The organism is Oerskovia sp. 140933, from assembly GCF_059651515.1.
On sequence record NZ_JAMXIO010000005.1, the window covers coordinates 18,577 to 43,543 of the forward strand.

Annotated in this window: 25 protein-coding genes; 6 read left to right on the forward strand and 19 right to left on the reverse strand. The window is 74.0% G+C overall.

Annotated features, from left to right (window positions below):
• Positions 1 to 46 precede the first annotated feature (46 nt).
• From NHG27_RS04285 to NHG27_RS04300, 4 genes are all read right to left on the reverse strand, one after another.
• Positions 47 to 598, reverse strand: a complete 552-nt coding sequence (locus tag NHG27_RS04285) for a NuoB/complex I 20 kDa subunit family protein (protein ID WP_191791733.1) — start codon at positions 596 to 598, stop codon at positions 47 to 49.
• A 25-nt stretch (positions 599 to 623) separates the two neighbouring features.
• Positions 624 to 986, reverse strand: a complete 363-nt coding sequence (locus NHG27_RS04290; protein ID WP_030152013.1) for an NADH-quinone oxidoreductase subunit A — start codon at positions 984 to 986, stop codon at positions 624 to 626.
• Positions 987 to 1,134: 148 nt separating this feature from the next.
• A complete protein-coding gene (locus NHG27_RS04295; RefSeq protein WP_497014862.1) occupies positions 1,135 to 2,436 on the reverse strand; it encodes a geranylgeranyl reductase family protein in 1,302 nt (433 codons plus the stop codon).
• 231 nt (positions 2,437 to 2,667) lie between these two features.
• Positions 2,668 to 3,363 (reverse strand): demethylmenaquinone methyltransferase, encoded by a 696-nt coding sequence (locus NHG27_RS04300; protein WP_193721115.1) that lies wholly within the window; start codon positions 3,361 to 3,363, stop codon positions 2,668 to 2,670.
• 33 nt (positions 3,364 to 3,396) lie between these two features.
• Between NHG27_RS04300 and NHG27_RS04305 the strand changes: the two genes are divergently transcribed.
• Entirely contained in the window at positions 3,397 to 4,809 is a 1,413-nt protein-coding gene (locus NHG27_RS04305) for an isochorismate synthase (RefSeq protein WP_497014863.1), read from the forward strand.
• A gap of 146 nt (positions 4,810 to 4,955) precedes the next feature.
• Positions 4,956 to 5,510, forward strand: coding sequence for a GNAT family N-acetyltransferase (locus NHG27_RS04310; RefSeq protein WP_193721113.1), 555 nt, complete (start codon positions 4,956 to 4,958; stop codon positions 5,508 to 5,510).
• A gap of 257 nt (positions 5,511 to 5,767) precedes the next feature.
• Here the strand turns inward: NHG27_RS04310 and NHG27_RS04315 are convergent, their stop codons facing one another.
• The 4 genes from NHG27_RS04315 to NHG27_RS04330 all read right to left on the reverse strand — a co-directional run bounded on the left by NHG27_RS04315 (position 5,768) and on the right by NHG27_RS04330 (position 10,971).
• On the reverse strand, positions 5,768 to 7,372 hold the full coding sequence (locus tag NHG27_RS04315) for a S1C family serine protease (RefSeq protein WP_497014864.1): 1,605 nt from the start codon (positions 7,370 to 7,372) through the stop codon (positions 5,768 to 5,770).
• A gap of 113 nt (positions 7,373 to 7,485) precedes the next feature.
• Complete coding sequence (gene menD / locus NHG27_RS04320; RefSeq protein WP_497014865.1) at positions 7,486 to 9,297, reverse strand: 2-succinyl-5-enolpyruvyl-6-hydroxy-3-cyclohexene-1-carboxylic-acid synthase; 1,812 nt, start codon at positions 9,295 to 9,297, stop codon at positions 7,486 to 7,488.
• Positions 9,294 to 10,289, reverse strand: coding sequence for an o-succinylbenzoate synthase (locus NHG27_RS04325; protein WP_497014866.1), 996 nt, complete (start codon positions 10,287 to 10,289; stop codon positions 9,294 to 9,296). Before NHG27_RS04325 ends, menD begins: the two co-directional genes overlap by 4 nt.
• A 73-nt stretch (positions 10,290 to 10,362) precedes the next feature.
• Positions 10,363 to 10,971 carry a TetR/AcrR family transcriptional regulator gene (locus NHG27_RS04330; protein WP_497014867.1) on the reverse strand — a complete coding sequence of 203 codons (609 nt, stop codon included), beginning with the start codon at positions 10,969 to 10,971 and terminating at the stop codon, positions 10,363 to 10,365.
• A gap of 194 nt (positions 10,972 to 11,165) precedes the next feature.
• Between NHG27_RS04330 and NHG27_RS04335 the strand changes: the two genes are divergently transcribed.
• Positions 11,166 to 12,131: a 1,4-dihydroxy-2-naphthoyl-CoA synthase gene (locus NHG27_RS04335; RefSeq protein ID WP_321575495.1), complete on the forward strand. Its 966-nt coding sequence runs from the start codon at positions 11,166 to 11,168 to the stop codon at positions 12,129 to 12,131.
• A gap of 80 nt (positions 12,132 to 12,211) precedes the next feature.
• Here NHG27_RS04335 and NHG27_RS04340 read toward each other — a convergent pair whose 3' ends face one another.
• The gene (locus tag NHG27_RS04340) at positions 12,212 to 12,457 is read right to left on the reverse strand and encodes a hypothetical protein (RefSeq protein ID WP_193721107.1); all 246 of its coding nucleotides are present in this window, start codon (positions 12,455 to 12,457) and stop codon (positions 12,212 to 12,214) included.
• A 144-nt stretch (positions 12,458 to 12,601) separates the two neighbouring features.
• Positions 12,602 to 13,666: a DUF3048 domain-containing protein gene (locus NHG27_RS04345; protein ID WP_227748796.1), complete on the reverse strand. Its 1,065-nt coding sequence runs from the start codon at positions 13,664 to 13,666 to the stop codon at positions 12,602 to 12,604.
• A gap of 75 nt (positions 13,667 to 13,741) precedes the next feature.
• On the opposite strand from NHG27_RS04345, the gene NHG27_RS04350 reads away from it, so the two are divergent.
• Both NHG27_RS04350 and NHG27_RS04355 read left to right on the forward strand, forming a co-directional pair.
• Positions 13,742 to 14,977, forward strand: coding sequence for an AMP-binding protein (locus tag NHG27_RS04350; protein WP_193721106.1), 1,236 nt, complete (start codon positions 13,742 to 13,744; stop codon positions 14,975 to 14,977).
• Between the two features lie 10 nt (positions 14,978 to 14,987).
• On the forward strand, positions 14,988 to 15,857 hold the full coding sequence (locus tag NHG27_RS04355) for a 1,4-dihydroxy-2-naphthoate polyprenyltransferase (protein ID WP_193721105.1): 870 nt from the start codon (positions 14,988 to 14,990) through the stop codon (positions 15,855 to 15,857).
• A 13-nt stretch (positions 15,858 to 15,870) separates the two neighbouring features.
• Here the strand turns inward: NHG27_RS04355 and NHG27_RS04360 are convergent, their stop codons facing one another.
• Entirely contained in the window at positions 15,871 to 16,641 is a 771-nt protein-coding gene (locus NHG27_RS04360; protein ID WP_497014868.1) for a hypothetical protein, read from the reverse strand.
• A 50-nt stretch (positions 16,642 to 16,691) separates the two neighbouring features.
• Positions 16,692 to 17,036: a DUF4229 domain-containing protein gene (locus tag NHG27_RS04365; protein ID WP_227748802.1), complete on the reverse strand. Its 345-nt coding sequence runs from the start codon at positions 17,034 to 17,036 to the stop codon at positions 16,692 to 16,694.
• 98 nt (positions 17,037 to 17,134) lie between these two features.
• Here NHG27_RS04365 and NHG27_RS04370 point away from each other — a divergent pair, with 98 nt between their 5' ends.
• The gene (locus NHG27_RS04370; protein WP_497014869.1) at positions 17,135 to 17,608 is read left to right on the forward strand and encodes a PLD nuclease N-terminal domain-containing protein; all 474 of its coding nucleotides are present in this window, start codon (positions 17,135 to 17,137) and stop codon (positions 17,606 to 17,608) included.
• A 45-nt stretch (positions 17,609 to 17,653) separates the two neighbouring features.
• On the opposite strand, the gene NHG27_RS04375 is transcribed toward NHG27_RS04370, so the two are convergent.
• The 7 genes from NHG27_RS04375 to NHG27_RS04405 all read right to left on the reverse strand — a co-directional run bounded on the left by NHG27_RS04375 (position 17,654) and on the right by NHG27_RS04405 (position 24,851).
• Positions 17,654 to 18,853 carry an LCP family protein gene (locus NHG27_RS04375; RefSeq protein WP_497014870.1) on the reverse strand — a complete coding sequence of 400 codons (1,200 nt, stop codon included), beginning with the start codon at positions 18,851 to 18,853 and terminating at the stop codon, positions 17,654 to 17,656.
• 309 nt (positions 18,854 to 19,162) lie between these two features.
• The gene (gene ccsB / locus NHG27_RS04380; protein ID WP_497014871.1) at positions 19,163 to 20,125 is read right to left on the reverse strand and encodes a c-type cytochrome biogenesis protein CcsB; all 963 of its coding nucleotides are present in this window, start codon (positions 20,123 to 20,125) and stop codon (positions 19,163 to 19,165) included.
• Positions 20,122 to 22,023, reverse strand: a complete 1,902-nt coding sequence (gene resB, locus NHG27_RS04385) for a cytochrome c biogenesis protein ResB (RefSeq protein ID WP_497014872.1) — start codon at positions 22,021 to 22,023, stop codon at positions 20,122 to 20,124. Before resB ends, ccsB begins: the two co-directional genes overlap by 4 nt.
• Positions 22,023 to 22,853 carry a cytochrome c biogenesis CcdA family protein gene (locus tag NHG27_RS04390; RefSeq protein ID WP_193721099.1) on the reverse strand — a complete coding sequence of 277 codons (831 nt, stop codon included), beginning with the start codon at positions 22,851 to 22,853 and terminating at the stop codon, positions 22,023 to 22,025. The genes resB and NHG27_RS04390 overlap by 1 nt, the downstream gene beginning before the upstream one ends.
• Positions 22,854 to 22,856: 3 nt before the next feature.
• Positions 22,857 to 23,501, reverse strand: coding sequence for a TlpA family protein disulfide reductase (locus tag NHG27_RS04395; RefSeq protein ID WP_193721098.1), 645 nt, complete (start codon positions 23,499 to 23,501; stop codon positions 22,857 to 22,859).
• 52 nt (positions 23,502 to 23,553) lie between these two features.
• Positions 23,554 to 24,243: a histidine phosphatase family protein gene (locus NHG27_RS04400; protein WP_193721097.1), complete on the reverse strand. Its 690-nt coding sequence runs from the start codon at positions 24,241 to 24,243 to the stop codon at positions 23,554 to 23,556.
• A 101-nt stretch (positions 24,244 to 24,344) separates the two neighbouring features.
• A complete protein-coding gene (locus NHG27_RS04405; protein WP_193721096.1) occupies positions 24,345 to 24,851 on the reverse strand; it encodes a MarR family winged helix-turn-helix transcriptional regulator in 507 nt (168 codons plus the stop codon).
• Positions 24,852 to 24,967 lie beyond the last annotated feature (116 nt).

Here is a 24,967-nt window from a genome sequence, read left to right on the forward strand (position 1 = left end):
TGGACGTCGTCCGCGGGGCGGCCCGTCGAGCCGTCGTTGGTGCTCGTCACCGCAGCAGTCCCTTCATCTGGAACGTGGGGGTCGCCTCGAGGGCCGCGGCCTCCGCGGCCTTGGCGGCCTCGCGCCGGTTCACGCCCAGCGGCTCCGCCTGGATCTGCTCGTGCAGCGCGAGGATCGCGTTGATCAGCATCTCGGGGCGCGGCGGGCAGCCGGGCAGGTAGATGTCGACCGGCACGATGTGGTCCACGCCCTGCACGATCGCGTAGTTGTTGAACATGCCGCCGCTCGACGCGCACACGCCCATCGACAGCACCCACTTGGGCTCGGACATCTGGTCGTAGACCTGGCGCACCACGGGCGCCATCTTCTGGCTCACGCGACCCGCGACGATCATCAGGTCGGCCTGCCGCGGCGAGGCCCGGAAGACCTCCATGCCGAAGCGGGACAGGTCGTAGCGCGACGCGCCGGCCGCCATCATCTCGATGGCGCAGCACGCCAGGCCGAACGTCACCGGCCACAGCGACGCCTTGCGGAAGTACCCCGCGAGGTTCTCCACGCTCGTGAGCAAGAAGCCCGAGGGAGCCTCTTCGATCCCCATCTGCGTTCTCCCTAACTGGTTCCGGCTAGTCCCACTCGAACCCGCCACGGCGCCATTCGTAGACGAACGGCACGGTGATCAGGGCGAGGAAGCTCAGCATGGCGACGAGCCCGAAGGTGGCCAGGACGGTGAAGTCCACCGCCCACGGGTAGAGGAAGACCACCTCGATGTCGAAGATGATGAAGGTCATCGCGACGAGGTAGTACTTGATCGGGAAGCGCCCTCCGCCGACGGCGTGCGGGGTGGGCTCGATGCCGCACTCGTACGCGTCGAGCTTGGCGCGGTTGTACCTCTTGGGGCCGATCACGGCGCTCGCGGCGACCCCGCCGAGAGCCAGGACGGCCCCGATCCCCATCAGGACGAGGACGGGCACGTACGGGTTGGTCATCGGTCTGCTCTCCGGGGGGTGCGCTGGGGCATGTCGGGAGTGCTGCCGCCGGGCGTCCGCGCATCGTTGCGTCGGCCCGGGTCCGAGGGGCTGGGTGGTGACTGCGTGAACAGCGATGACGGCTTCCTTGCCGTCGCACCAAGGTCGGTCATGCCGATGGCACCACCCTCGTCAGGCCCGCGATGACGCGGTCGACCACGTCGCCACCGCGGGGTTCGTAACAGTCGGACAGCAGCTTGAGGACGAAGCGCATGACGAGCGGCCGGGGCAGCCCGTACCGGGTGCACAGCCGCATGATCTCCGGGTGCTCGATGAGCCGCACGAAGTACCGGCCGAGCGTGTAGTACCCGCCCAGGTCGTTGCGCATGATCTCGGGGTACGTCGCGAGCGTGCGCTCGCGGGCCGCGTCGGTGCTGCGCGCCCGGGACTGGGCCACGACGTCCGCCGCGACGCGCGCTGCCTGCATGGCGTAGGCGATGCCCTCGCCGTTGAACGGGCTGACCATGCCGCCCGAGTCGCCCACGAGCACGACGCCGCGCGAGTAGAGCGGCTTGCGGTTGAAGCCCATGGGCAGGGCCGCGCCGCGCACGGGGCCGACCTGGTTCTCCGGGGTGAACTCCCACCCGGCGGGCGCGTTGGCCATCCACCGGGCGAACAGGTCCTTGTAGTCCACGTTCGCGGCGGACTGGCGGGCCGGCGTCGAGTTGACCGAGCCGAGGCCGACGTTCGCGGTGCCGTCGCCGAGCGCGAAGATCCACCCGTAGCCGGGGAGGAGGTTGGACCTCCCGGCCGGGCCGTCCCAGAGCTCGAGGTGGGACTCCATCCACTCGTCGTCGTGACGCGGGGTCCTGAAGTAGGTGCGGACCGCGACCCCCATGGGCCGGTCCTGGCGCTTCTCGAGGCCGAGGGCGAGGGCGAAGCGCGACGAGACGCCGTCCGCGGCGATGACGACGGGGGCGCGGAGCTCGTACTCGTCGCCCGCGCGGCGGCCGTTCTCGTCGAGGGGGCGCGCGGTGACGCCCACGACCCGTCCGGTGCGCTCGTCGAGGAGCGGCCCGGTCACGTTGGTGCGCTCGAGGAGCTTGGCTCCCGTGCGCTGCGCGTGCTCGGCGAGGGTCTGGTCGAGGTTCATGCGGGAGCGCGCGAGGCCGTAGGACGGGTAGGCCTTGAGCTCGGGCCAGGGCAGCTCCCACTGCCGGCCGCTCGCGACGACCCGCAGGCCCTTGTTGCGGATCCAGCCGTCCTCGGCGCGCGTGGGGACGCCCATGCGGACGAGCTCGCCCACGGCGCGCGGCGTGAGACCGTCGCCGCAGATCTTGTCGCGCGGGAACGAGGCCTTCTCCAGCAGGAGGACGTTCAGGCCCGCGGCGGCGCAGTAGTGCGCGGCAGTGGCTCCGGCCGGGCCGGCGCCGACGACGATGACGTCCGCGTCATCGGTCCTTCCACGCACGTTCTCACCTCGCTCGGTACGCTCGGGCACACCTCGGAAAGCCCCTTGTGAAGTCGCTCACAATGAACGTCTTCACTCTAGCCACACAACCTCGCGGTTGTGTAGCAAGGCAACCCTTCCTTGGGCGACGAACGGCCTGGTCGCAGGGGTAGGAGGGCAGCACGACGCAGGCGCGCCCGGCGTGTCAGGCGCGCCCGGCGTGTCAGGCGCGCCTGCGTCGATCGGTGGGCCTCAGGCCGGGCGGACCGCCCGGTGAAGTGCCACGAGGCCGCCCGAGAGGTTGCGGTAGGCAGCCCCCTCCCAGCCGGCGTCGAGCATGAGGTGCGCGAGCTCGGGCTGCGTGGGCCACGTCCGGATGGACTCGACGAGGTACTCGTACGAGCCCTTCTCCTTGGTCACGGCCCCGGCCACGACCGGCAGCAGCCTCATGAAGACGTCGGTGTACAGGACGCGGAACGGCTTCCACGTGGGCTCGGAGAACTCGCAGATCACGATGCGCCCGCCCGGGCGCGTCACACGCAGCATCTCGCGCAGCGCGGCGCTCGTGTCAACGACGTTGCGCAGGCCGAACGAGATCGTCACGGCGTCGAACGACGCGTCCGCGAAGGGCAGCGCGGTCGCGTCCCCCGCGACGAACGGCAGGTCGGGACGCCGGCGCTTGCCGACCTCGAGCATGCCGACCGAGAAGTCGCACGGCACGACCTCGACGCCCTCGTCGGCGAACGGCTCGCTCGACGTGCCGGTGCCCGCGGCGAGGTCCAGGACGCGCTCGCCGGGCAGGGCCGCGACGGCGTCGACGGTGTGCTTGCGCCACCGCCGGTCCTGCCCCAGGGAGATGAGGTCGTTGGTGAGGTCGTAGCGACGGGCGATCCCGTCGAACATGGAGGCGACCTCGGTGGGCTTCTTGTCCAGGCTGGCACGCGACATGCCGCCCATCGTTTCACGCCTACGCTGGAGACGATGACTGAGCACTCTCCCCTCCCGGCGGGCACCGACGACCTCGGCGCTCCCCCGGCAGGTTCCCCCCGCACCGGCTCCTCCGGCCCGTCGGCCGTCCCCCGCCTGGTCGTGCGCACGACGCTCCTGCCCGACGGCCTGCCGGGCGACCTGACCGCCCTCACCGACCTCCTGCCCGACGCCCGCCCGCTCGCCTGGGTGCGACGTGGTGACGGCATCGTCGGGTGGGGAGAGGCCCTGCGCCTCGAGGCGTGGGGGCCGGGGCGGTTCGCCGACGCCGAGGCCGCGTGGCAGGAGGTGCTGGGCGCCGCCGTCGTGCACGACGACGTGGCGCTGCCCGGCAGCGGCCTCGTCGCGTTCGGGTCGTTCGCGTTCGACGACGCGTCCGGGACCACGGGCGACGCCCGCCCGGGCGGGACGATCGTGGTGCCGCGCGTCGTCGTCGGACGGCGCGGCGGGCCCGGCGGCACGGCATGGGTCACGAGCATCTCGGAGGGCGACGCCCTGCCCGACGACGTCGCGACCGTCCTCGACCCCACGCACCGCACGCCCGTGGTCGGGCCGGGCCGCGTGACCACGGTCGACGGGTCGCTGAGCGCCCAGGACTGGACCGCGGTCGTCGCCGAGGGCGTCGAGCGCATCCGCCGCGGGGACCTGGAGAAGGTCGTGCTCGCGCGCGACGTCCTCGCGACCGCGGAGCGCCCGGTGGACCCCCGCTGGATGCTCGGTCGCCTCGCCACGGCCTACGAGGCGTGCTGGACGTTCTCGGTCGACGGCATGGTCGGCGCGACCCCCGAGCTGCTCGTGCGCAGCGAGAAAGGGCTCGTCACCTCGCGCGTGCTCGCCGGGACGATCCGCCGCTCGGGCGGTGCCGAGGCCGACGACGACTCGCTGCTGCGCGCCGCGCACCTCGCACGCTCGTCGAAGGACCTCGAGGAGCACGAGTACGCGGTCGCGTCCGTGGCCGACGCGCTCGCCCCCTTCTGCTCGTCCATGAACGTGCCCGACGCGCCGTTCGTGCTGCACCTGCCCAACGTGCTGCACCTCGCGTCCGACGTCACGGGCGTCCTGCGGGCCGGGACGGACGACGCCCCCGCGCCCACGAGCCTGGCGCTCGCGGCCGCGCTCCACCCCTCGGCCGCGGTGTGCGGCACCCCGACGCTCGCGGCACGCGACCTCATCCGGGAGATCGAGGGCATGGACCGTGCCCGCTACGCGGCCCCCGTGGGCTGGTTCGGGGCCGACGGCGACGGCGAGTGGGGCATCGCGCTGCGCTCGGCCGAGCTGTCCGCGCAGGACCCGTTCCACGTGCGGCTCTTCGCGGGGTGCGGGATCGTCGCGGCCTCGGACCCCGCGGCCGAGCTCGCCGAGTCCGAGGCCAAGCTCGAACCCATGCGGCACGCGCTCGGGGGGTGAGACGGGCGTCCGCACGGCGGACGTCTCCACCTGCGGAATGGGCCGGAGCCCCCGGCTCCACCGAGAGTTTCGTGCACTACGCGACGGATGGACCGTTCGCCGGACAGGTCCGGGAAAAGGGCAGTCCGGCCTGTTAGGTTCACCCGGTGAGCGATGCGACGACGACACTGGCCCCCACGCAGCGCGACGTCACCGTACGCCGCGCCACGACCGCCGACCGCGAGGACCTGTGGCACCTCGTGCTGCGCCTCCAGCCGGACGCCCCGGACCGCGCCACGCACGACCGCGTCGTCGGGCCCCTGCTCAGGGCCCTCGACACCCTGCTGCTGGTCGCCGAGGACGCGACCGGGGTCGTCGGCTACCTCCTGGCCAGCCAGCGCCTGACCTTCACGGCGAACGGCCTGGTCGTCGAGGTCGACGAGATCGCGGTCGACCCCGACGCCGACCGCGCGACCGTCGCGACCCGGCTCGTCGCGGCCGTCGAGTCCTGGGGGCAGGAGTTCCGCGCGACCCGGGTCACGCTCGCCGACGTCCTGCCGCGCGACGTCGCCGACGGCCTGGGATACACGACCACCGAGGTCCGGTCGACCAAGGCGCTCGACCTGCTCGACGACGACCCGGTCCTGACCTCGCCGTGGGACGGGCCCGCCGTCGTCACGGCGCCCACCCCGGAGGACGTCCCGCTGCCGGTCCGCGACTGACGTCTCCCCCGGGCCGACGTGGTCGTCGGCCGAGCACGGCGACGCCCCGGCCCGCGCGGTGACCGCGCGAACCGGGGCGTGCGTGCCGAGGGGCACCTGCAGGGGAACAGGGCCGCGCCTCGGCGGTCCCGCCGGTCGACAGGGGGGACGCGGACCGGGGGACGGGAGAGGACCGCAGCGGCGTCGGCGTCCGCCGGCGGGCACGGGGAGGAGATCCCACCGTGGCCGCCGACGCCACCGGGTCCGGCTCGTGCTGCTCAGCCCTGACCGTTGAACCAGTCGAAGGGGTTGGGCAGGTTGTTCGGGTTGGTCTGGTCGGACTCGTCCTGGCCGGAGCTGCCCTGGTCGCCCGAGCCCGGTCGGCCCTGCTGACCCGAGCCGTCCTGGTCGGAGCCCGAGCCGTCCTGGCCGGAGCCGCTCTGGTCGCCCGTGGTCGTCTCGGTCGGCTTGGCGGCGAGCGTCACGTCGACCTCGACCGTCTTGCCGTCGCGGACCACGGTGACCTTCGCGACGTCACCCGTCGCGCGCTCGCGCACGAACCCGGTCAGGGACTCCGCGCCGCTCACGGGGTTGCCGTCGATCGCGACGATCACGTCGCCCGTCTCGATACCCGCCTCGGCGGCCGGAGAGCCGTCCTGGACGCTCTTGACCTCGGCCCCGCGGCGCGTGACGCCGTCGGCCGTGGCCGTCGCGTCGGTCATGCTCACGCCCAGGAACGCGTGCTCGGCGGTCCCGTTCTCGATGAGCTGCGCGCTGATGTTCTTCGCCAGGTTCACCGGGATGGCGAAGCCCAGGCCGATCGAGCCGGACTGGCTCGACGTCGTCGCGATCGACGACGTGATGCCGATGACCTCGCCCTGCGCGTTGAACAGGGGCCCACCGGAGTTGCCCGGGTTGATCGCGGCGTCGATCTGGATCGCGTTCGTGACCACGGTGCTGCCGCCGTCGGAGCCCGACGCGGCGACCGGACGGTCGAGCGCGGAGACGATGCCCGTCGTGGCGGTGTTCGCGAGGCCCAGCGGGTTCCCGACGGCCAGGACGGACTCGCCGACCGTGACGTCGTCGGAGTCGCCGAACGTGGCCGGCGTGAGGTTGCTCGGCGGGTCGACGAGCTCGACCACCGCGAGGTCGGTCGTGGGGTCGAGCCCCACGATCTTCGCCTCGTAGAGCCGACCGTCGCTCAGGGTCACCTGGACGGTGTCGTTCTGCGCGCCCTCGACCACGTGGTTGTTCGTCAGGACGTGACCCTCGGTGTCGATCACGACGCCCGAGCCCTCACCGCTGCCCGAGGCCGTGGTGACCTGGATCGAGACGACCGACGGCGCGACCGCGCTCGTCACCGCCTGCCAGTCGGGGTTCTCCGACGTCGAGCTCGCGACGGGGACCGTGCTGTTCTCCTTGTTCTCGCCGATCGAGGCGAGCGAGCTGGAGGACGGGCCCGAGCCGTCGAGGGCCGTGAGCAGCCCGGCGGTGCCGGCGCTCGCGAGGACCGCCGCCGCGGCGGCCGCACCGACCACGGGGATCCACGTCCTGTTCTTGCGCGGAGCGGCTGCGGCCTGCTCCGGGGCGACCGGTGCGGGCGGCATGCCGGCCGCGGAGTACGGGGTGCTCGTGGGGGCACCGTGCTGGGCCTGCGCGCCGTGCGGGGCGTGCTGCGGCCCGGCCTGCTCCTGCGCCGGCGGCGCGGGCACGGGGCCCGGGTGCGGCGCGGCGAAGTGCTGGGTCGGGGTCTCGTGGGCAGGGGTCGCCGGAGCCTGCGCCGGGGTGGCGGGGAGCTGCTGCGTGGGCTGCGCCTCGATGCGCTGCGTGTCGCCCTCGCGCGGCGTCTGCGGCTGGGGGACCTGCGGGGTGTTCTCGGTCATGGTGTGTTCCCTCCTCGTTCTTCCTGAGGACTACTTCACACCTGCGCGCTGGAACGTCGCTTGAACGATCCTGTGAGTTCGCTGCGAGTTCCCGCGGTCGCCTGGGAGGGTTCTCAGGCGCCCGCGGCGGGGCCCCGGTCCGTGCTGCCCGGCCCGGTCGGGACCGCGCGCGCGACGGCCTCCTGGACCTCCGCGGCGAGGTCCGCGCCGTCGGCGCGGCGCCGGGACCGGTCGACGCGGACCTCGACGACCTCGATCCCGCGGTGGGCGCGCGCGAGCTCCCCGCGCAGCGACGCGGTGTCCGTGACGAGCCGGTGCCGCACGCCGTAGCCCGCGCACAGCGCCGCGAGGTCCGCCCCGTGCGGGGTCGAGAAGACGCGCTCGAACGCGGTCGCGGTGGCCGGCGCCTCCTCGGCGAGCGCACCGTACTCGAGGGTCGCGAAGATCGACCCGCCGTCGTCGTTGACCACGACGACCTGGAGGTCCGCGGTCGGTTCGTGCGGTCCCCGCAGGAGCCCGCCCACGTCGTGCAGGAACGTGAGGTCGCCGACCAGCGCGCGCGTCCGCCGGCCCGCGCGCGCCGCGACGAGCGCGACCCCCGTCGCGGTCGAGAGCATCCCGTCGATGCCCGCCAGGCCGCGGTTGGCGAGGACGAGCGGAGCCGTGTCCCAGTCGACCACGAGGTCGAGGTCGCGCACCGGGTTGCTCGACCCGACGACGAGCACGTCGCTCGGGCCCGACGCCTCGGCGACGGCCGCCGCGACGGTGAGCGGCGTCGCCGGTCCGGAGGCCGACGCGCGGGCCGCGACGACCTTGCGCGCCGCCTCCCCCGCACCCCGCCACGCGTCGAGCCACGCGCGGTCGCCCACCGGTCCCGTCCACCAGTCCCCCGGGACGCCCGGCAGGACCGCGCTCGCCGAGCGCGCGGCGTCGGGCCAGGGCGCAGCGCCCGGCGCGACGACGAGCACCTCGACGCCCTCCCGGGCGAGGAGCTGCTGGACCGGGCGCGAGAGCGTCGGACGGCCCATGACCACGACGCGCTCGACCTTCTCCCCCAGCACCCCGAGGACGAGCCGGTGCGCGGTGATCGCGTTGCGCCCCGCCGCGGCACCGGAGGACGCCTCGGCGAGCAGCGGCCAGCCCCGCGCCTCGGCGAGGCGTCGTGCACCGGCCCCCGCGCCGTCGCCCGCGACCAGCACGGTCGCCCGCGACGGGTCGAGCGGCCACGGACCGACGTCGTCGCGCACGGCTCCGACGAGGGGCCGGGCGGAACCGGCCCCCGCCGTGCTCGGCGGCAGCGCCCCCAGCGACGCCGGCGGCACGAGGGGTTCGCGGAACGCGACGTTCAGGTGGACAGGACCTGGGTGGCGCGAGCGGGTCCCCCGGGCCGCCGCCAGCGCGCGCACCAGGACCGCCCCCAGGTCGCGCAGCTCGCCGGGGCGCCCGTCGGGGGCGGGGACGTCGGCCGCCAGGCGGACGGCGCCACCGTACAGGCCGACCTGGTCGGTGGTCTGGTTGGCGCCCGTGCCTCGCAGCTCGTGCGGCCTGTCGGCCGTGAGCAGCACGAGCGGGACGCCCGAGTGATGGGCCTCGAGCACCGCCGGGTGCAGGTTGGCCGCCGCGGTGCCCGAGGTCGTGACCACGGCGACGGGTCGCAGCCCGTCGGGCCCCTCGGTGACCTGGGAGCCGCGTGCCAGACCGAGGGCCAGGAACGCGGCCGACCGCTCGTCGACCCGGACGTGCAGCGTGAGCAGCCCGGCCGCGTCGGCCGCCGCGAGGGCGTACGCGAGGGCCGCGCTGCGAGAACCGGGCGACACGACGACGTCGCTCACCCCGTCCGCGACGAGCGCTGCGACGATCTCCCGGGCCGCGGCGACCGCGGGCGGCAGCGACACGCTCCCGGCGTCGGCGGACGTGGCGCTCATGCCGCTGCTCCGTCGAGGAGAGCGCCGACCCGCTGGTACCGGGTGACCCAGCGCTCGTGCGTCGACGGGTCCGCGGCGGCCCGTGCGAGGGCCGCGGCCGACGGCTCGGGCCGTCGGACCGTGATCTCGCCGCCCCGGGGCAGCAACGGCTCGTCGACGACGTCGTGGACCAGGAGCTGGGACGTCGCCAGGCCGCACGCGAACGGCAGCTCGGGCAGCGCGGCCGCGAGCGCCAGTCCCGCCGCGAGCCCCACGGAGCTCTCGAGGGCCGACGAGACGACCACGGGGAGCCCGACCTGCTCGGCCAGCTCGAGGCAGGCGCGGACCCCGCCGAGCGGCTGCACCTTGAGCACCACGACGTCGGCCGCCTCCGCGCGCAGCACCGCGAACGGGTCCTCCGCCCGGCGGATCGACTCGTCGGCGGCCACCAGGACCGACGTCGAACGGCGCACCGCCGCGAGGTCCGCCACCGAGGCGCACGGCTGCTCGACGTACTCGAGCCCGCCGGCAGCCCGGTCGAGCAGCGGCAGCCGCCGCAGCGCCTCGTCGAGCGTCCACCCCCCGTTGGCGTCGACCCGGATCCGGCCACCCGGCCCCAGCGCGTCCCGCACGGCCTCGAGCCGCGCGACCTCCCGGCCGACGGGCTCGACGGCGCCGTCGGCCGAGCGCTGCGCGACCTTGACCTTGGCCGTCCGGCAGCCGTCGGAGGCGGTCACGATGTCGTGCGCCCGCTGCGGGTCCGTCGCGGGGACCGTGACGTTCACGGGCACGCTCGACCGGACGGGTGCCGGCCAGCCGACGTCGGCGGCCTCCCGCGCAGCACGCAACCACGCGGCCGACTCGGCGTCGTCGTACTCCCAGAACGGCGAGAACTCGGCCCACCCCGCGGTCCCCCGGACGAGCAGCCCGTCGCGCGCGTCGAGCCCCCGGAAACGGGTGCGCAGGGGCGAGGACCAGGCGACGGTACGAGCGGGCGACGTGGTGGGGGGCACGGTCACAGGCTATCTCCGCAGCGGCGCTCGGCGCGGTCCGGGCGACCGAGCGGCGCGGCCCCGCGGCCCCGGGTCAGCCGACCCCGAGCAGCTCGGTGACGCAGTCGACCGCGAGGTCGCGGACCGCGCGCCCCTCGCACAGCGCCGTGACCGCGGCACCGTCCACGACCGCGATCAGCAGGACCGCGGAGAACCGGAGCCCGAGCTGGGCGAGCAGCGCGTCGACGACGACGTCGAGCTCTCCCCTGCCCTGCGCGAACGCCGCCGCGAGCACCGGGCTGCGGCCCGCGCTGACGACGTGCTCGTAGAACCCGAGGAGCTCGCCGTGGCCCCCGGGAGGGAGGACGGCGTCCACCAGGAGGAGCGCGCGCGACCGCGTGCTCAGGGAGTCGATCCCGCCGTCGGCGACGGCCTCCGTGACCGCATGACCGATCGCCTGCGCACGCTCCGCCCAGTCGCGGACGATGCGCTGCCCGGCCGCCGCGAGCAGGTCGTCGAGGCCCGAGAAGTAGTACGTCGTCGCCGCGAGCGGGACGTCGGCCTGAGCGGCCACGGAGCGGTGCGTCACGCTCGACGGGCCGTCCCGCAGGATCAGCTCGGCCGCCGCGGACACGATGAGGTCTCGCCGCTGCGTGCCACGGGCCTGCCGGCGGGGAACGTGCTTGTCGGTCTCTGGAGCCATCAGGGACTTCCTCCGGGACGGGTTGAGGCCGACGAACCCGCGCGAGGAGGACCGACGACATGATCTTGAGCACAAACAGGCTTCACCGAATTACACGACCGCGTGTACTGCCGTCAAGACCTCCGAGGTCCCCACCCCCACACCGTAGGGCAGCCGGGCGGACCACGAGAGCGCGGACGACTAGGGTGGCGGTCGTGAGCAGCATCCCCGCACAGGTGTCCGAGACGTTCGATCCCCAGGCCTGGCGCACCGTCGCCGGCTTCGAGGGACTCACCGACATCACCTACCACCGCGGCGTCGAGCGCGGCCTGGTCGACGGTGAGCCCCGCGAGCGCGACCTGCCCGTGGTCCGGGTCGCGTTCGACCGCCCCGAGGTCCGCAACGCGTTCCGCCCCCACACGGTCGACGAGCTCTACCGGGTCCTCGACCACGCCCGCATGACGTCCGACGTGGGGACGGTCCTGCTCACGGGCAACGGCCCCTCGGCCAAGGACGGCGGCTGGGCCTTCTGCTCGGGAGGCGACCAGCGCATCCGCGGACGCGACGGCTACCGGTACACGACGAGCGAGGACGCCCAGACGGCCGACGCGATCGACCCCGCCAAGGCCGGGCGGCTCCACATCCTCGAGGTCCAGCGCCTCATCCGCACCATGCCCAAGGTCGTGATCGCCGTCGTCAACGGGTGGGCCGCCGGGGGCGGGCACTCGCTGCACGTCGTCGCCGACCTGTCGATCGCGAGCCGCGAGCACGCCAGGTTCAAGCAGACCGACGCCAACGTGGGCTCGTTCGACGCGGGCTACGGCTCGGCGCTCTTCGCCCGGCAGGTGGGCCAGAAGCGGGCCCGCGAGGTCTTCTTCCTCGCCCGCGAGTACTCGGCCCAGGACGCCTACGAGTGGGGCGCCGTGAACGAGGTCGCGGACCACGCCGACCTCGAGGGTCTCGCGCTCGAGTACGCGCGGATCGTCGCGACCAAGTCGCCGCAGGCGATCCGCATGCTCAAGTTCGCGTTCAACCTCGCGGACGACGGGCTGGCGGGCCAGCAGGTCTTCGCCGGCGAGGCCACCCGCCTGGCATACATGACGGACGAGGCCGTCGAGGGCCGGGACGCGTTCCTCGAGCGCCGCGACCCGCAGTGGGACGACTTCCCCTACTACTTCTGACGACGCCCTCCGTCGACGACGCCCCCGCAGGAGGGGTGGCGGCAGGACGGCCGTGGCGGCCGCTCAGGAGCGCCGACGGCTCAGGCTGCCGCCAGGCCCGTGAGCATCTCGACGATGCCTCGGCCGGCGAAGGCCACCGCGACCGCCAGGCCGAACAGCAGGACGATCGACACGACGACCGGGCCGACCGACGCGGCCGGACGCGCGCCGGTCTCGTCGGCCTCGTCGTCCTCGGCCCGCAGCACGGGACGGGCGGGGGCGATGGACGGCGGGTACGCGGTCGAGGTGGGGTCGAAAGGGCTCTGGGTGGGGTTGATCGTTGCCATGCCCCTACGTTCCCGCGGACCCCGGCGTCGCCGCATCGGCCCCGCGGCTCGACCTCGACCCCGCCTGGTCCTCCTCAGGGGTGAGCGCCCCCTCCTCCACGAGGATGAGGCGCTCGCCCGCGGACGGGCCGGCGGGGCCCGTGGTCAGCTGACCGTGTAGCTCCCGGACCCGCGCGGGACGAGCTCGATCCACGTCGCGCCCTGCTCCAGGAGGACGCGCCCGCCGTCGGGCCCCGTGAGGACCAACGGCGCCTCGACGCCGTCCTTGGACCACGTCACCGCGACCTGCTTGCCGGCGCTCGCGACGACCCCCTCGCCCGTACCGACCATCTGCGTCTCGGGCACGAAGGCGCCCGCAGGGTCCTTGAACTTCGTGTTCGTCATCTCGACGCTCAGCACCACCACGTTCGCGGCCGACAACCGATCACCGTCGGGCGAGACCGCGGGCTTCGTGCCCTCGCTGCGCAGGAAGGCACCCTCGTCCGCGCCCCACGACCACTGGGCCCGCGAGGACGCCGAGAGCCGGACGTCCAGCAGGGCGACCGGGGCACCGGCCGTCGTGGCCGTGCCCTGGCCCTCGCTGCTCGCGTACGCGAACTGCGCGGGAGGCGGGGACGTCCGGTCGTCGTCGGCCTGCGCCCAGAAGTCGGACGTCCGACCGAACACGTTGTGCGGCGCCCGCTTGCCCTTCTGCTTGTAGAAGCCGTCGTCGCCCTTGTCCATGATGATCGACTGGATGCCCGCCGCCCCCACGGCCTCGATGAAGGGCTTCTGTGCGCCGGTGTACGCCAGGATGCCGTGCATCGGAGCCACGATCGCGGGGTCCATGGGACGCACCGAACGGATCGGGCCGACGGTCTCGGGGGTCTTCGAGTGGTAGACCGCGACGAACCGCGTGATGCCTCCCTCGACCACCTCCTCCCAGACGATGTCCGCGGCGTCGAGGCCGGCCTGGGGGCGGGCCTGCGGGAGGTTCTCGATCTTGACCGCCAGCGCGGGGCGGGTGGCGACGTCGTCGGACGGGACCCCCGTCAACGGCCAGGCCGTCGGTGCCGCGGGTGACGGCGGCGCCCCCTTGTCCGCCTCGACGGTCGCCGGGACGGTCCTCGTCGGGACGTCCGTGGGGCCGCCCCCTCCGCAGGCCGCGAGCGCCAGCACGCCTGCGACCATCGTCGCAGCCCATGCGGCTCGTCCCGGCTTCCTCGCCATGTCCATTCCAGTCCCTCGCGCTCCTCGGCCCTGCACAGTTCCCCGACACCCTACGGCCCGACCTACGCTGGGGAGATGCCACGCGCCGACGTACCCGCACCTGATGACCTCGTGGAGCTGCGGGCCGCGCTCGCGGCCGCCCTGTCGGGACGCGGACCGGCGGTCGCCCCGGCCCCGCTCGCCTTCACCGGTCCGCTCCCCGACGGCACGGCCCTCGTGCTGCGGACGTCGGGCTCGACCGGCCTGCCCCGCGAGGTCGCCCTGGGGGCCGCAGCCCTCGTGGCGTCGGCCCGGGCGACGCACGAACGGCTCGGCGGTGACGCGCAGTGGCTGCTGACGCTTCCGCCCACGCACGTGGCCGGGCTCCAGGTGGTCCTGCGCTCGGTCGTCGCCGGGACGGACCTCGTGGCGGCAGACCTGGACGCCCCGTTCTCCGCGGCAGGCTTCGCGGCCGCCGCGGCGCGCATGGACGGCGTCCGCCGGTACGTCTCTCTCGTCCCCACGCAGCTCCACCGGCTCGTGCACGCCCAGGGCACCGCGGACGGCGAGGCCGCTCTCGACGCCCTGCGCTCGTTCGACGCGATCCTCGTCGGCGGCGCCGCGACCTCCCCGTCGCTCCTCGCGGCGGCGCGCGGGACGGGCGCCGCCGTCGTGACCACCTACGGCATGACGGAGACGAGCGGCGGCTGCGTGTACGACGGCGTCGCGCTCGCGGGCGTCCGGGTGCGGACGGTCGACGGGTCGTCCGGGCAGGAGCTCCCGACCGCCGCCACGGGGGTCGTCGAGATCTCCGGCCCCGTGCTGGCGACCGGGTACCTGGGTGACGAGGCGCTCACGGCGTCGACGTTCCGCACCGACCCCGACGGGTCCCGCTGGCTGCGGACGAGCGACCTGGGCTCGCTCTCTCCCGACGGGGTGCTCACGGTGCTCGGGCGGGCCGACGACGTGATCGTGACGGGCGGGGTCAACGTCGCCCCGGCCGCGGTCGAGGCCGTGCTGTCGGGTGTGCTCGCGGGCGTGGGCGAGGTGTGCGTGGTCGGCGTGCCGGACCGCGAGTGGGGTCAACGGGTCGTCGCGGTCGTCGAGGTGCGCCACCCGGCCGAGGGGGGCGACGGTGCCGAGGTGCGCGACCACCCCGCCGCGGACGACCTGCTGGCCCGTGCCCGCCACGCGGTCGCGACTACGCTGGGACCGCCCGCCGCTCCACGCGACCTGCTCGTCGTGGGCGACCTGCCCCGCCGTGGGCCGGGCAAGATCGACCGGGCGGCCGTGACAGAGCTCGCTGCCCGCACCGCACCACGCACCCTCTGAACGGAGCACCATGGCCACCTCTGCCGAATGGGTCGCAGGCGCGCGCCTGCGGACCCTCCCCGCGGCGGCTGCACCCGTCCTCGTCGGCTCGGGCGCTGCCGCGCAGGTCGACTCGTTCGCGTTCTGGCCCGCGCTCCTGGCGCTGGGTGTCGCGCTCGCGCTCCAGGTCGGTGTCAACTACGCCAACGACTACTCCGACGGCGTGCGGGGCACGGACGTCGACCGGGTGGGGCCCATGCGGCTGACCGCGTCGGGGGCGGCGCTCGCCTCGCAGGTCCGCAACGCCGCGTTCGCGTGCTTCGGTGTCGCAGCGGTCCTGGGCCTGGCGCTCGTGGCCCTCACCGGCCACTGGTGGCTGCTGGCCGTCGGGGCGCTCGCGATCGTCGCCGCCTGGTTCTACACGGGCGGCAAGAACCCCTACGGGTACCGCGGCCTCGGGGAGGTCGGGGTGTTCGTCTTCTTCGGGCTCGTCGCGGTCCTCGGCACCACGTACACCCAGGCGGACCGGGTGACCTGGGTCGCGGGCGTGGGGGCCGTGGCCGTGGGCCTGCTCGCGTGCGCGCTCCTCATGATCAACAACGTGCGCGACATCCCCACGGACGTGCTCGCGGGCAAGCGCACGGTCGCGGTGCGCCTGGGCGACTTCCGGGCCCGGCGCGCCTACGTCGCCATGATCTGGGTGCCGATCCTGCTGGGCGTCGTGTGCGCGTTCGCCGCGCCGTGGTCGCTGCTCGTGCTGCTCCTGCTGCTGCCCGCGGTGCTGCTCACGCTGCCCGTGATAGCCGGGGCGCGCGGACCGCTGCTCGTGCCCGTCCTCGCCGGGACGGGGATGTTCGAGCTCGGTTACGGCGTGCTGCTGGGGCTGGGGCTCGCGCTCTAGCCGGACGAGTCGCTCAACCGGGCCCGTCGCTGAAACCGGGCCCGTCGGGGGCGACGAGGGTCTCGAGCCGTGCGAGGCCGGCGGGCAAGGCGTCGTACTCTGCGGCCAACTGGTCGGTCAGGGCGGTGAGCCGCACGACGTAGCGCACGACGCCGTCGTCCAGATCCAGGCCCTGCTCGACCGAGATGAGCAGGCCCTGGGCCTCAGCGCGTTCGCCGAAGCGGTCTGCGCGCAGGTACTCCTCGCGCGTCCACGGGCTCTGGACCACGTGCAGCGCGTCGCCGTGCAGCTGGCGCAGCCGATCCTCGACCGCTGCCTTGTCGTGGGCAGCCACCAGGACGACGGGCTCGCCGTCACGGGAGAACGGCACACGCCAGATGAGGTCTCCCGACTCGAACAGCGGGCCCTCGATGGCCCGAGCCGTCGCATGGCCGGGCGTGCGCAGCTCTCGCCCTGCCACCCGTACGGGCTCTGCCTCCGGCAGCAGGGCGAGCGGAGCGACGTCGCCGGTCGTCGGGTCGCAGACGATGCCCTCGCTCGTCCAGGTGCCCCGGACGCGAAGGCGCCGCCCGATGAGCTCTTCCCAGGTCTGCGCGTGCCCGGCGGGCCCCAGGATCGGGACCACCACGGAGATGGGTGGGTAGTCCAGCTCTGGCAGCACAGGGCCGGGACCGGTGTCGTCGGCGACTCCCACGCCCGTGCTCGGCCGGACGCTCGTGCGCACGACCGTGCCAACCAGGGCTGCGCGGTCCCCGTCCCTGACCACGCGCCGCGTCGCTGTCATCCTCCGACCACGACGAGGGCCGTTCTCGCGGTTGCCAGCGCAACCAGCACCTAACCCTCGCTCTGGGCCCGGGCCGGGCGGGTCTGCCCGTCGGCGTCCTCGGACGGCGTCGCGGCCTCGGCCGCCTCCGCGGCGTCGACGGCGGCGTCCTCGTGCGCGGCGTCGTCCTCGATCTCGCGCGAGAACTGCTCCCCGGTCGCCTTGCGCCGGGCGGCGCGGTCCGCGAGGTACTGGGCGGCACGCTCGCGCGGGCCCCGCAGGACGAGGTAGGAGACCAGGAAGGCCAGGACGGCGGCGATGACCGCGCACACGACCCAGTGCCCGAGGTTCAGGACGTACAGGACGACGAAGAGGACCGCGAAGATCGCCAGGCGCAGCGCGGAGTAGATGACCATAGGCACCTCTCCAGGGTAGGCGCCTCCTCCGGGTTCGCCGAACCGCGCGCCTGGGCTGCCGCACCCGCCCTGGTTGCCAGGACGCATAGGCTGGGGGCATGATCCGCGTCCTGCTGACCCTGCTCGCCGTAGGCCTCGCGGTCTACGCCCTCTCCGACTGCGCCACGAGCGACGAGGACGACCGGAGCGGGATCCCCAAGGGGCTGTGGATCGTGATGATCATCTTCCTGCCCTTCGTCGGACCGCTCGCGTGGATCCTCGTGTCCCGCACGCAGCGCTCCCGCCACGCGCACGCGGGCCGGACTCCCGCAGCGGGACCCGGTCGCCCGGGGGCGCGTCGGCGCCCGTCAGCTCCGGTGGCCCCGGACGACGACCCCGACTTCCTGTGGAAGCTCGAGCAGCAGCGTCGCCGCGAGGCGCGTGGTGAGACGGCGGGCGGCCCGACGGCGGGCCCCGCCTCGGGGGACACGGCCGAGGACGGGCGCGGGTCGTCGGACGACTCCTCGCACGGCTCGACGTCCGGCGAGACGGACGGTGCGCCCGGCACGCCGTCGTCGGGCAGCACCGACTGAGGACCCAGGGCCCTCCCGGCTACCCGCCTGCCGCGGCAGGCGCCCTCAGCACGCCGCCTTCGCGTCCGCCGAGGTGATCGCCTGGCCGGGCCTGCGGTCGGCCAGCGGGTCGACCACGGCGGGCTCGTCGGTGGTCGTCGCGGTGGGAGGAGCGGGCCCGTCGGCACCGACCTGCGGGCCGGGCGCCTCGGGTGCCACGGGCACCTCGGGCGTCACGGGCGTCACGGCCGGCTTCGCCGGGACCACGGGCTCGTCCGCCCCGATCCTCGCCCACACGTCGGCCGCGGCCGGGGACAGGACGACACGCGCCGGGTCGGACGGCATGGGTCCCGACGGGATCGTCAGGAACGTCACGGACTCCGTCCTCACCGACCGCAGCGAGAAGGCGAGCCCCTCGAGGTCGACGCCCCCGCTGATCGACAGCGAGCTGGTCGCGGCATCGAGGAACCTGACCAGGCTCGGCAGGTCGGTCAGGAGGTTCTTGGTCAGGATCGACCGGGTCATGGCGGCGAGCAGGGCCTGCTGCCGCCCCATGCGGTAGGTGTCGCTGCCGTCGCTCAGCTCGTGCCGGGCGCGGGCGAGCGAGAGCGCCTGGGCTCCCGTCAGGGTCTGCGTCCCGGCGCGGAGGTCGAGGTTCGCGTCCTCGTCCCGCATGTCCTCCGGGATGCACATCGGGACCCCCTCGAGCGCGTCGACCATGGCCTGGAAGCCCGCGAAGTCCACGACGGCGAACCCGTCCGTGCGGACGCCCGAGACCTGCTCGACCGTCATCTGCGTGCAGGTCGCGGCCGAGGCGAGGTCCTTGCCCCCGATCCAGCCCTTCGAGAAGGCCTCGTTGAACATCGTGCGCGTCGCCGCCCGCGTCGTCCCGCCGCCCGTGACGGTGCACGAGGGGATCGGGACCATGAGGTCGCGCGGGATCGAGACGAGCTCGACCCGGGAACGGTCCGCCGCGACGTGCAGGAGGATGGTGGTGTCCGAGCGCATGCCGGCCTCGGCCCCGCCGATCGCCTCGTTGACCCCCGACCGGTCGTCGGACCCGATGAGGACCAGGTTCACGGGCAGCCCCGCGAGCGGGTCCTCGGGGTCCGGGGTCGCGACCGGTGGCCGGTCCGCCTCGGGCGCCACCAGCGCCCTGTTGTCGACGTGCTCCACGTTGGACAGGGACCTCACGACGAGCGCCGTCGCGCCCGAGGCACCGAAGGCGACGACGGCGGTCGTGACGAGGGCGACGGAACGCAGCACCCGGTGCTCGCGCCGCGACCGGACGTGACGCACCCCCTGTCCGCCCCGGCCCGTCCGTGCCCTGACCCCCGTCCTCCGTCTCGAACATCCTGCTTCCCCCCTCGCGCGTCGGTCACGAGGGCAGAGCCTAGGTGCACCGGGATCCCGCGCCGGGGATCTCGCCGTCGTCGGACGCATCGCGTCGCGCGCCACCCGGCACGTACCCCGGCGCCACGGGGCGCGTCCGGTCGCGGACGCGCCGGAGGGGCCGTCCGTCGAGCGGACGGCCCCTCCGGGGCTGGGCGGGAGCGGCGGCTGGACCGCTCCAGGTCACTCCTGCGTCGTGATGCCCGAGTACGAGTGCTTGCCGTTGAAGATCAGGTTGACGCCGGTGAAGTTGAACAGGACGCACGCGTAGCCGACGAGCACGAAGTACGCGGCCCGGCGCCCGGACCAGCCGCGCGTGGTGCGTGCGTGCAGGTACGCCGCGTACACGACCCAGACGACGAAGCTCCAGACCTCCTTGGGGTCCCAGCCCCAGTAGCGGCCCCAGGCGTGCTCGGCCCAGATCGCGCCGCCGATGATCGTGAACGTCCACAGCACGAACGCGACCGCGTTGAGCCGGAAGCTCAGGGCCTCGAGCTGGCCGGGGCGGGGCGTCGTGTCGAGCCAGCGCCAGGCCGGGTGCCCCAGGAAGCCGTTGCCGGTCTCGCGCGAGTCGCGCAGGAGCTGGATCAGGGACAGGACGAACGCGACCGTGAAGATGCCCGTGGCGATGATCGCGACGCCCACGTGGATCACGAGCCAGTAGGACTGCAGCGCGGGCTGGACGCCCGTGGCGGCGAGGAAGAACGAGTTCTGCGCGACCACGAGGAACAGCACCGCGAGCCCTGTCACGAACGCCCCGAGGAACCGCACGTCGCGGCGCAGGCTCACGCCGAGGAACACCGCCATCGCGACGAACGCCCCGACGAGCGTGAACTCGTACATGTTGGCCCAGGGAGCCCTCCCGGCGGCGATGCCGCGGGTCACGATCGCCGCGAGCAGCAGGATCGTCCCCAACCAGCCCGTCGAGATGCCGATGCCCGCGGCCTTGCGCGACGCCGGCCTGTCGGGGGTGGCCACGGCCACGGCGACCGGGGCGTCGGCGTCGGAGATCGCGTCGGTCACGACCTCCGGCTCGGGCACCTTGGCCCCCAGCCGGGACAGGTCGATCGCGAACGCGACGAACGCGACCGTGAGGGCGGTCGCAGCCGCCCACACCAGGTCGGAGCTCAGGTCGGCAACGGTCATCGGTCAGCCTTTCGTGGTCGGTCGGCGCGAGCCCGACCGTCGGTGCGGGGGGAGGACGGGGTGCTGCGTGGCCGGGCCGGAGGCCCGGCGGGCGGTTCGGCCGTGGGCGGGGTCCCGGGCAGGGACTCGACGACGCGGTCCACCTCGCCCTGGAGCCCGGCGTCGTCGCCGCGGGCGAGTCCCGCGACACTGACGACGGTACGCCGGGGCGACGCTCCGCCGTCGGGCGACTCCTCGCTCCACACCCGCAGCCACACGCGGCGGCGCGGCGTGAAGAGCGAGACGGCCAGGCCGCCGAGCGCCCCGAGCGCGAACACGAGGATCCAGACGAGCGCCGGGTCGTGGCGCAGGTCGAGCGCGACGTAGCGCGGGACGTCGCCCGCGGCGAACGTGATGGTGCCCAGCTCGTCGGGGAGGTCGACCGTCTCGCCGGGGGCCACGAGGACCCGGACGCGTTCGCCGTCCTCGTCGAGCGAGGGCGTGAGCGTGTCCGTGTTCAGGCGGTACACGTTCTGCGGCATCCCCTCGTCGAGCCCCAGGTCGCCCCGGTAGACCTCGAGCACCAGCAGGGGGTTGATCGGTTGCGGGAAGGTCGAGCGCGCGCCCACCTCGTCGATCTCGGCCGTGGGCAGGAAGTACCCGACCAGGCCGATCTGGTCGAGGCCGGGCGAGGTGTCGGGGACCTTCACGACCCCGCGCGAGGTGTAGAGGGTGTCCTCGGGCAGGAACGGGACGCGGCCCGCGAACGCGACCTGGCCCTCGGCGTCGTGGATCGTGATCTCGGGCGCGTAGCCGTTGCCCTGGAGGTAGATCTTGGCGCCGCCCGCGACGATGGGGTGGTTGACCTTGATCTGCTCCTGCTCGGACGTGCCGTCGGGGTTGCGGACCGTGACGTTGGCCGTGAAGTCGCGCGACTGCGCGAACGCGACGGCGTCCATCGCGAACTGCGCGTCGAACGAGTCGAGGGTCATGGAGAACGGCACGAGCGAGGACGGGCTGAACAGCGACCCGTTCTCGAACGTGTCATAGTCGACGACCGCGTTCGCGAAGCCGCGCCCCTCCGTGATGATCGCCTGGCCGCGGAAGTGCAGGAGCTGGCCCGTGGCGACCGCCACGAGGAGGCCGAGCAGCGACAGGTGGAAGACGAGGTTGCCGGTCTCGCGCAGGTAGCCGCGCTCGGCCGCCACGGTGCGGCGCTCGGGCAGCCCCCGGGCCGGGTCGGCGGGCTCGGTCCCGACGTCGACGCGGAACGTCGGCAGCCAGCGCACGCTTCCCCGCAGGTGCTTGGCGGCGGCCTCCACGACCTCGTCGGGGGTCGCGGTGCTCGTGGTCTCGGCCTTCGCCGGGAAGCGGTCGAAGCGGCGCGGGGTGCGCGGGGGCCGGTTGCGCACGGCCTGCAGGTGCGCCTTGGTGCGGGGCAGGATGCAGCCCACGAGCGAGACGAACAGCAGGATGTAGATCGCGGAGAACCACGGCGACGCGTAGACGTCGAAGAAGCCGAACCGGTCGAGCCACTCCCCCGTGCCGGGGTTGTCCTGCAGGTAGGTGAGGACCGCGGCCGGGTCCTGGGGGCGCTGGGGCAGCACCGAGCCGGGGACGGCCGCGACGGCGAGCAGCATGAGCAGCATGAGCGCGACGCGCATGCTCGTCACCTGGCGCCACACCCAGCGCAGGCTGCCCTGCAGGCCGAGCGCGGGGAGCTGAGGCTGCCCGGTGCCGCCGGTGCGTGCGGCGTCGCCCGCGTCGGGAGCGGTCCCGTGCGGGGTCGGCGCCTCCCGGCCCGACGGCGCCGCTCCCGCCGGGCGGGCCGTCTCGCCCTCGGCCGGGCCCGCCTCGGGCTCGGGGTGGCTGAACGCGTCGTCGATGCCCTCGGGGCGGTAGAGGTCCTTGTCGCTCATCAGATCACCGGCTCGAAGCCCGTGATGAGCCCGCCGAGGCGGGAGGTCCAGGTGCCCCAGACGCCGGTCACGAGGGCGAGACCGATGACGATGAGCATGCCGCCGCCGATGCGCATGATCGCGACCCGGTGACGACGGAGGAAGGCCACGGCCTTCTTGGACCGCTCCAGGCCGATCCCGATGAGCAGGAACGGGATGCCGAGGCCCAGGCTGTAGGCGATGCCCAGGATCGCCCCGCGACCCGCGGTGGCCTCCTCGAGGGACAGCGCCATGACCGCCGTGAGCGTCGGGCCGATGCAGGGCGCCCAGCCCAGGCCGAACACGATGCCCAGGAGCGGTGCACCCCAGATTCCCGCGGTGGGGCTCAGGTGCAGGCGACGGTCCCGCTGGAGGAAGGGCATCGCGCCCATGAACGCGAAGCCCATGAGGATCACGAAGACCCCGATGACCCGCGTGATGACGTCCTCCCAGTGCTTGACGTGCACGCCGACGGCCCCGGCGGCGACCATGAGCAGGACGAAGACGAGCGTGAAGCCGGCCACGAAGAGCCCGACGCCCGCCGCGACCCGCCACCGGCCCGGTGCCCGCGCGGTCCGCACCGCCGTGCTGCCGCTGCCGCCCGACCGCTGCACCCCGGTCGCGCCGGCGTTCGCCGCCGCCAGCCCGCTCACGTACCCGACGTAGCCGGGGACGAGGGGCAGGACGCAGGGCGAGGCGAACGACACGAGCCCCGCGAGGATCGCCACAGGGACCGCGAGCAGCATCGAGCCGCTCCACACCGTCGCGGCGAAGGTGAAGCCGAGGTCACCGGCGAGCACGAGGGGACCCATGCGTCAGGCGCTCTCGGCGAGCAGGTCGTCGACGATGGCACCGAGCGTCGAGCCCTCGGCACGCCCGATGACGCGCGCGGCGACGCGGCCCTCGCGGTCGAGCACGACGGTCGTCGGGACGGCCTGCAGCGGGACCGAGCCCTCGAGCGCAGCGATGGCCTCGCCGCGCGTGTCCTCGATCGACGGGTAGGGCACCTCGAACGTGCGCTCGAACGCGAGCGCGGCGCCCGCGTCGTCGGTGCTGTTGATGCCGAGCACGTGCACGCCCTCGGGGCCGCGGTCGTTGGCGAGCGCGACCAGGTCCGGCGCCTCGGCGCGGCAGGGCGCGCACGACGCGTACCAGGTGTTGATGACGACCACGTCGCCCAGCCACTCGGTCGTGTCGACCGCGCCGCCCTCGAAGTCGGTGCCCGTCAGCGCGACGGGCTCGTCGCGGTCGGAGACCTCCCAGGTCTTGACCGAGCCGTCGCCCGAGACGTAGCCCTGCCCCACGACGTCGTCGGGGCTCGTGGCCCCGGACTCCTGGGAGCAGCCGGTGAGGACCAGGCCGAGCGCGACGAGGGCGGCGGTACCGAGGGTGAGCGTGCCGGCGGACCGGCGCCCGTGGGCGAGCGCGCGACCGTCCCGGGCACGGAAGGGGTGGATCATGGCAGAACTTTCTCCCACGTGCCTGGGCACAACCTGGGAAGGACCTGGCGGGTCACGCTCCCGAGACCTTCGCCGCCCCCGGGAGCAGGTCCGCGACCGGCTCGGTGTAGTGGATCCCGACGAGGCGGTCACCCTCGAAGCGCAGCGACGTGAGCGACGCGAGCGAGCACTGACGGTTGCGCGGGTCGTGCCACAGGCGCTTGCCCTCGAACGCCAGGCGGGAGATCCAGATGGGGAGCTGGTGGCTCACGAGCACGACCTCGCGCCCCTCGGCCTGGGCCCGGGCGTCGTGGATCGCGGCGTGCATGCGCGCGACCTGCTGCTTGTAGGGTTCGCCCCAGGACGGACGCAGGGGGTTCCACAGGTAGGGCCAGTGCCCGGGGTGGCGCAGCGAGCCGTCGCCCACCCCGAACTTCATCCCCTCGAAGTGGTTGCCTGCCTCGATGAGGCGCTCGTCGGTCCCGAGGGGCAGCCCGAAGGCCTCGGCCACCGGCGTCGCCGTCTCCTGCGCCCGCTGCAGCGGGGAGGCGATGACCAGGGCGACGTCGAAGGGCTCGGGGGCGACGTCGTCGGGCAGCGCGGGTGCGCCCTCGACGGGCTTGCCCGACAGGTGCCCCGCGACGCGGCGCGCCATCGTGTGCCCGAGCTCCGAGAGGTGGTAGCCGGGGATTCGACCGTAGAGGATGCCGTCCGGGTTGAAGACTTCACCGTGACGCATGAGGTGGACCGTGGTTGCGACCATGCGGACCAGTGTCCCAAAGTTCTGCGCCGCGCGGTGCACCGGGGCGGCGTGCTCCCCGACACAGGAATCTCCGGTGCCGGACGGCCAGGGGCCGGCGCCGGCTACTGGTCGCGCTCGTCCGCGAGCCGGCAGGCCTCCCCGATCGCCGCCATGGCCTCGCCGAGGTTCTGCAGCTGCGTGGGCGTCAGGACGTCGACCATGAGGCGACGCACCGCGGTCACGTGCCCGGGTGCGGAGGCCACGAGCTCGGCGTGGCCCGCGTCGGTCATGACGCAGTTCACACCGCGCCGGTCGTCCGCGTCGGCGGTCCGGCGCACCAGGCCGCGCTGCTCCATGCGGTGCACGGTGTGGGTGACGCGGGACCGCGAACGGGCCAGGCCGTCGGCGAGCGCCGACATGCGCATGGTGTGGTCGCGGGCCTCGGAGAGCCGCACGAGGAGCTCGTACTCGCCGAGCGTGAGCGAGGAGTGCTCCTCGTGGTCCCTGCTCAGGGCCTCGACGAAGCGGGCCGTCCCGTCGAGGTACTGGCGCCACGAGAGCTGCTGGGCGTCGTCGAGCCATGGCGTGCCCTGCGCCGCGATCGTGAACCTGTCCTGCTGAACCGTCATCTCCGCCTCATCCGTCACGCCCCGCCGTCCGAACAATCCTCCCATTCTCCCACCCGGGGAACGATCCGCCCGACGGGAGCCACTCGTCAGGGAATAGAGGGAAGAGGGCTTGCGTT

Excerpts from the sequence above, each read along its gene's own strand:
- NHG27_RS04290 (WP_030152013.1), bottom strand. The coding sequence starts at position 986 with ATGACCAACCCGTACGTGCCCGTCCTCGTCCTGATGGGGATCGGGGCC.
- NHG27_RS04370 (WP_497014869.1), top strand. The coding sequence starts at position 17,135 with ATGATCCGCGTCCTGCTGACCCTGCTCGCCGTAGGCCTCGCGGTCTAC.
- NHG27_RS04330 (WP_497014867.1), bottom strand. The coding sequence starts at position 10,971 with ATGGCTCCAGAGACCGACAAGCACGTTCCCCGCCGGCAGGCCCGTGGC.
- NHG27_RS04395 (WP_193721098.1), bottom strand. The coding sequence starts at position 23,501 with ATGATCCACCCCTTCCGTGCCCGGGACGGTCGCGCGCTCGCCCACGGG.
- NHG27_RS04390 (WP_193721099.1), bottom strand. The coding sequence starts at position 22,853 with ATGGGTCCCCTCGTGCTCGCCGGTGACCTCGGCTTCACCTTCGCCGCG.
- NHG27_RS04315 (WP_497014864.1), bottom strand. The coding sequence starts at position 7,372 with ATGACCGAGAACACCCCGCAGGTCCCCCAGCCGCAGACGCCGCGCGAG.
- NHG27_RS04360 (WP_497014868.1), bottom strand. The coding sequence starts at position 16,641 with ATGACAGCGACGCGGCGCGTGGTCAGGGACGGGGACCGCGCAGCCCTG.
- menD (WP_497014865.1), bottom strand. The coding sequence starts at position 9,297 with ATGAGCGCCACGTCCGCCGACGCCGGGAGCGTGTCGCTGCCGCCCGCG.
- NHG27_RS04340 (WP_193721107.1), bottom strand. The coding sequence starts at position 12,457 with ATGGCAACGATCAACCCCACCCAGAGCCCTTTCGACCCCACCTCGACC.
- ccsB (WP_497014871.1), bottom strand. The coding sequence starts at position 20,125 with ATGACCGTTGCCGACCTGAGCTCCGACCTGGTGTGGGCGGCTGCGACC.
- NHG27_RS04285 (WP_191791733.1), bottom strand. The coding sequence starts at position 598 with ATGGGGATCGAAGAGGCTCCCTCGGGCTTCTTGCTCACGAGCGTGGAG.
- NHG27_RS04400 (WP_193721097.1), bottom strand. The coding sequence starts at position 24,243 with ATGGTCGCAACCACGGTCCACCTCATGCGTCACGGTGAAGTCTTCAAC.
- NHG27_RS04345 (WP_227748796.1), bottom strand. The coding sequence starts at position 13,666 with ATGGCGAGGAAGCCGGGACGAGCCGCATGGGCTGCGACGATGGTCGCA.
- NHG27_RS04405 (WP_193721096.1), bottom strand. The coding sequence starts at position 24,851 with ATGACGGTTCAGCAGGACAGGTTCACGATCGCGGCGCAGGGCACGCCA.
- resB (WP_497014872.1), bottom strand. The coding sequence starts at position 22,023 with ATGAGCGACAAGGACCTCTACCGCCCCGAGGGCATCGACGACGCGTTC.
- NHG27_RS04300 (WP_193721115.1), bottom strand. The coding sequence starts at position 3,363 with ATGTCGCGTGCCAGCCTGGACAAGAAGCCCACCGAGGTCGCCTCCATG.
- NHG27_RS04350 (WP_193721106.1), top strand. The coding sequence starts at position 13,742 with ATGCCACGCGCCGACGTACCCGCACCTGATGACCTCGTGGAGCTGCGG.
- NHG27_RS04305 (WP_497014863.1), top strand. The coding sequence starts at position 3,397 with ATGACTGAGCACTCTCCCCTCCCGGCGGGCACCGACGACCTCGGCGCT.
- NHG27_RS04355 (WP_193721105.1), top strand. The coding sequence starts at position 14,988 with ATGGCCACCTCTGCCGAATGGGTCGCAGGCGCGCGCCTGCGGACCCTC.
- NHG27_RS04365 (WP_227748802.1), bottom strand. The coding sequence starts at position 17,036 with ATGGTCATCTACTCCGCGCTGCGCCTGGCGATCTTCGCGGTCCTCTTC.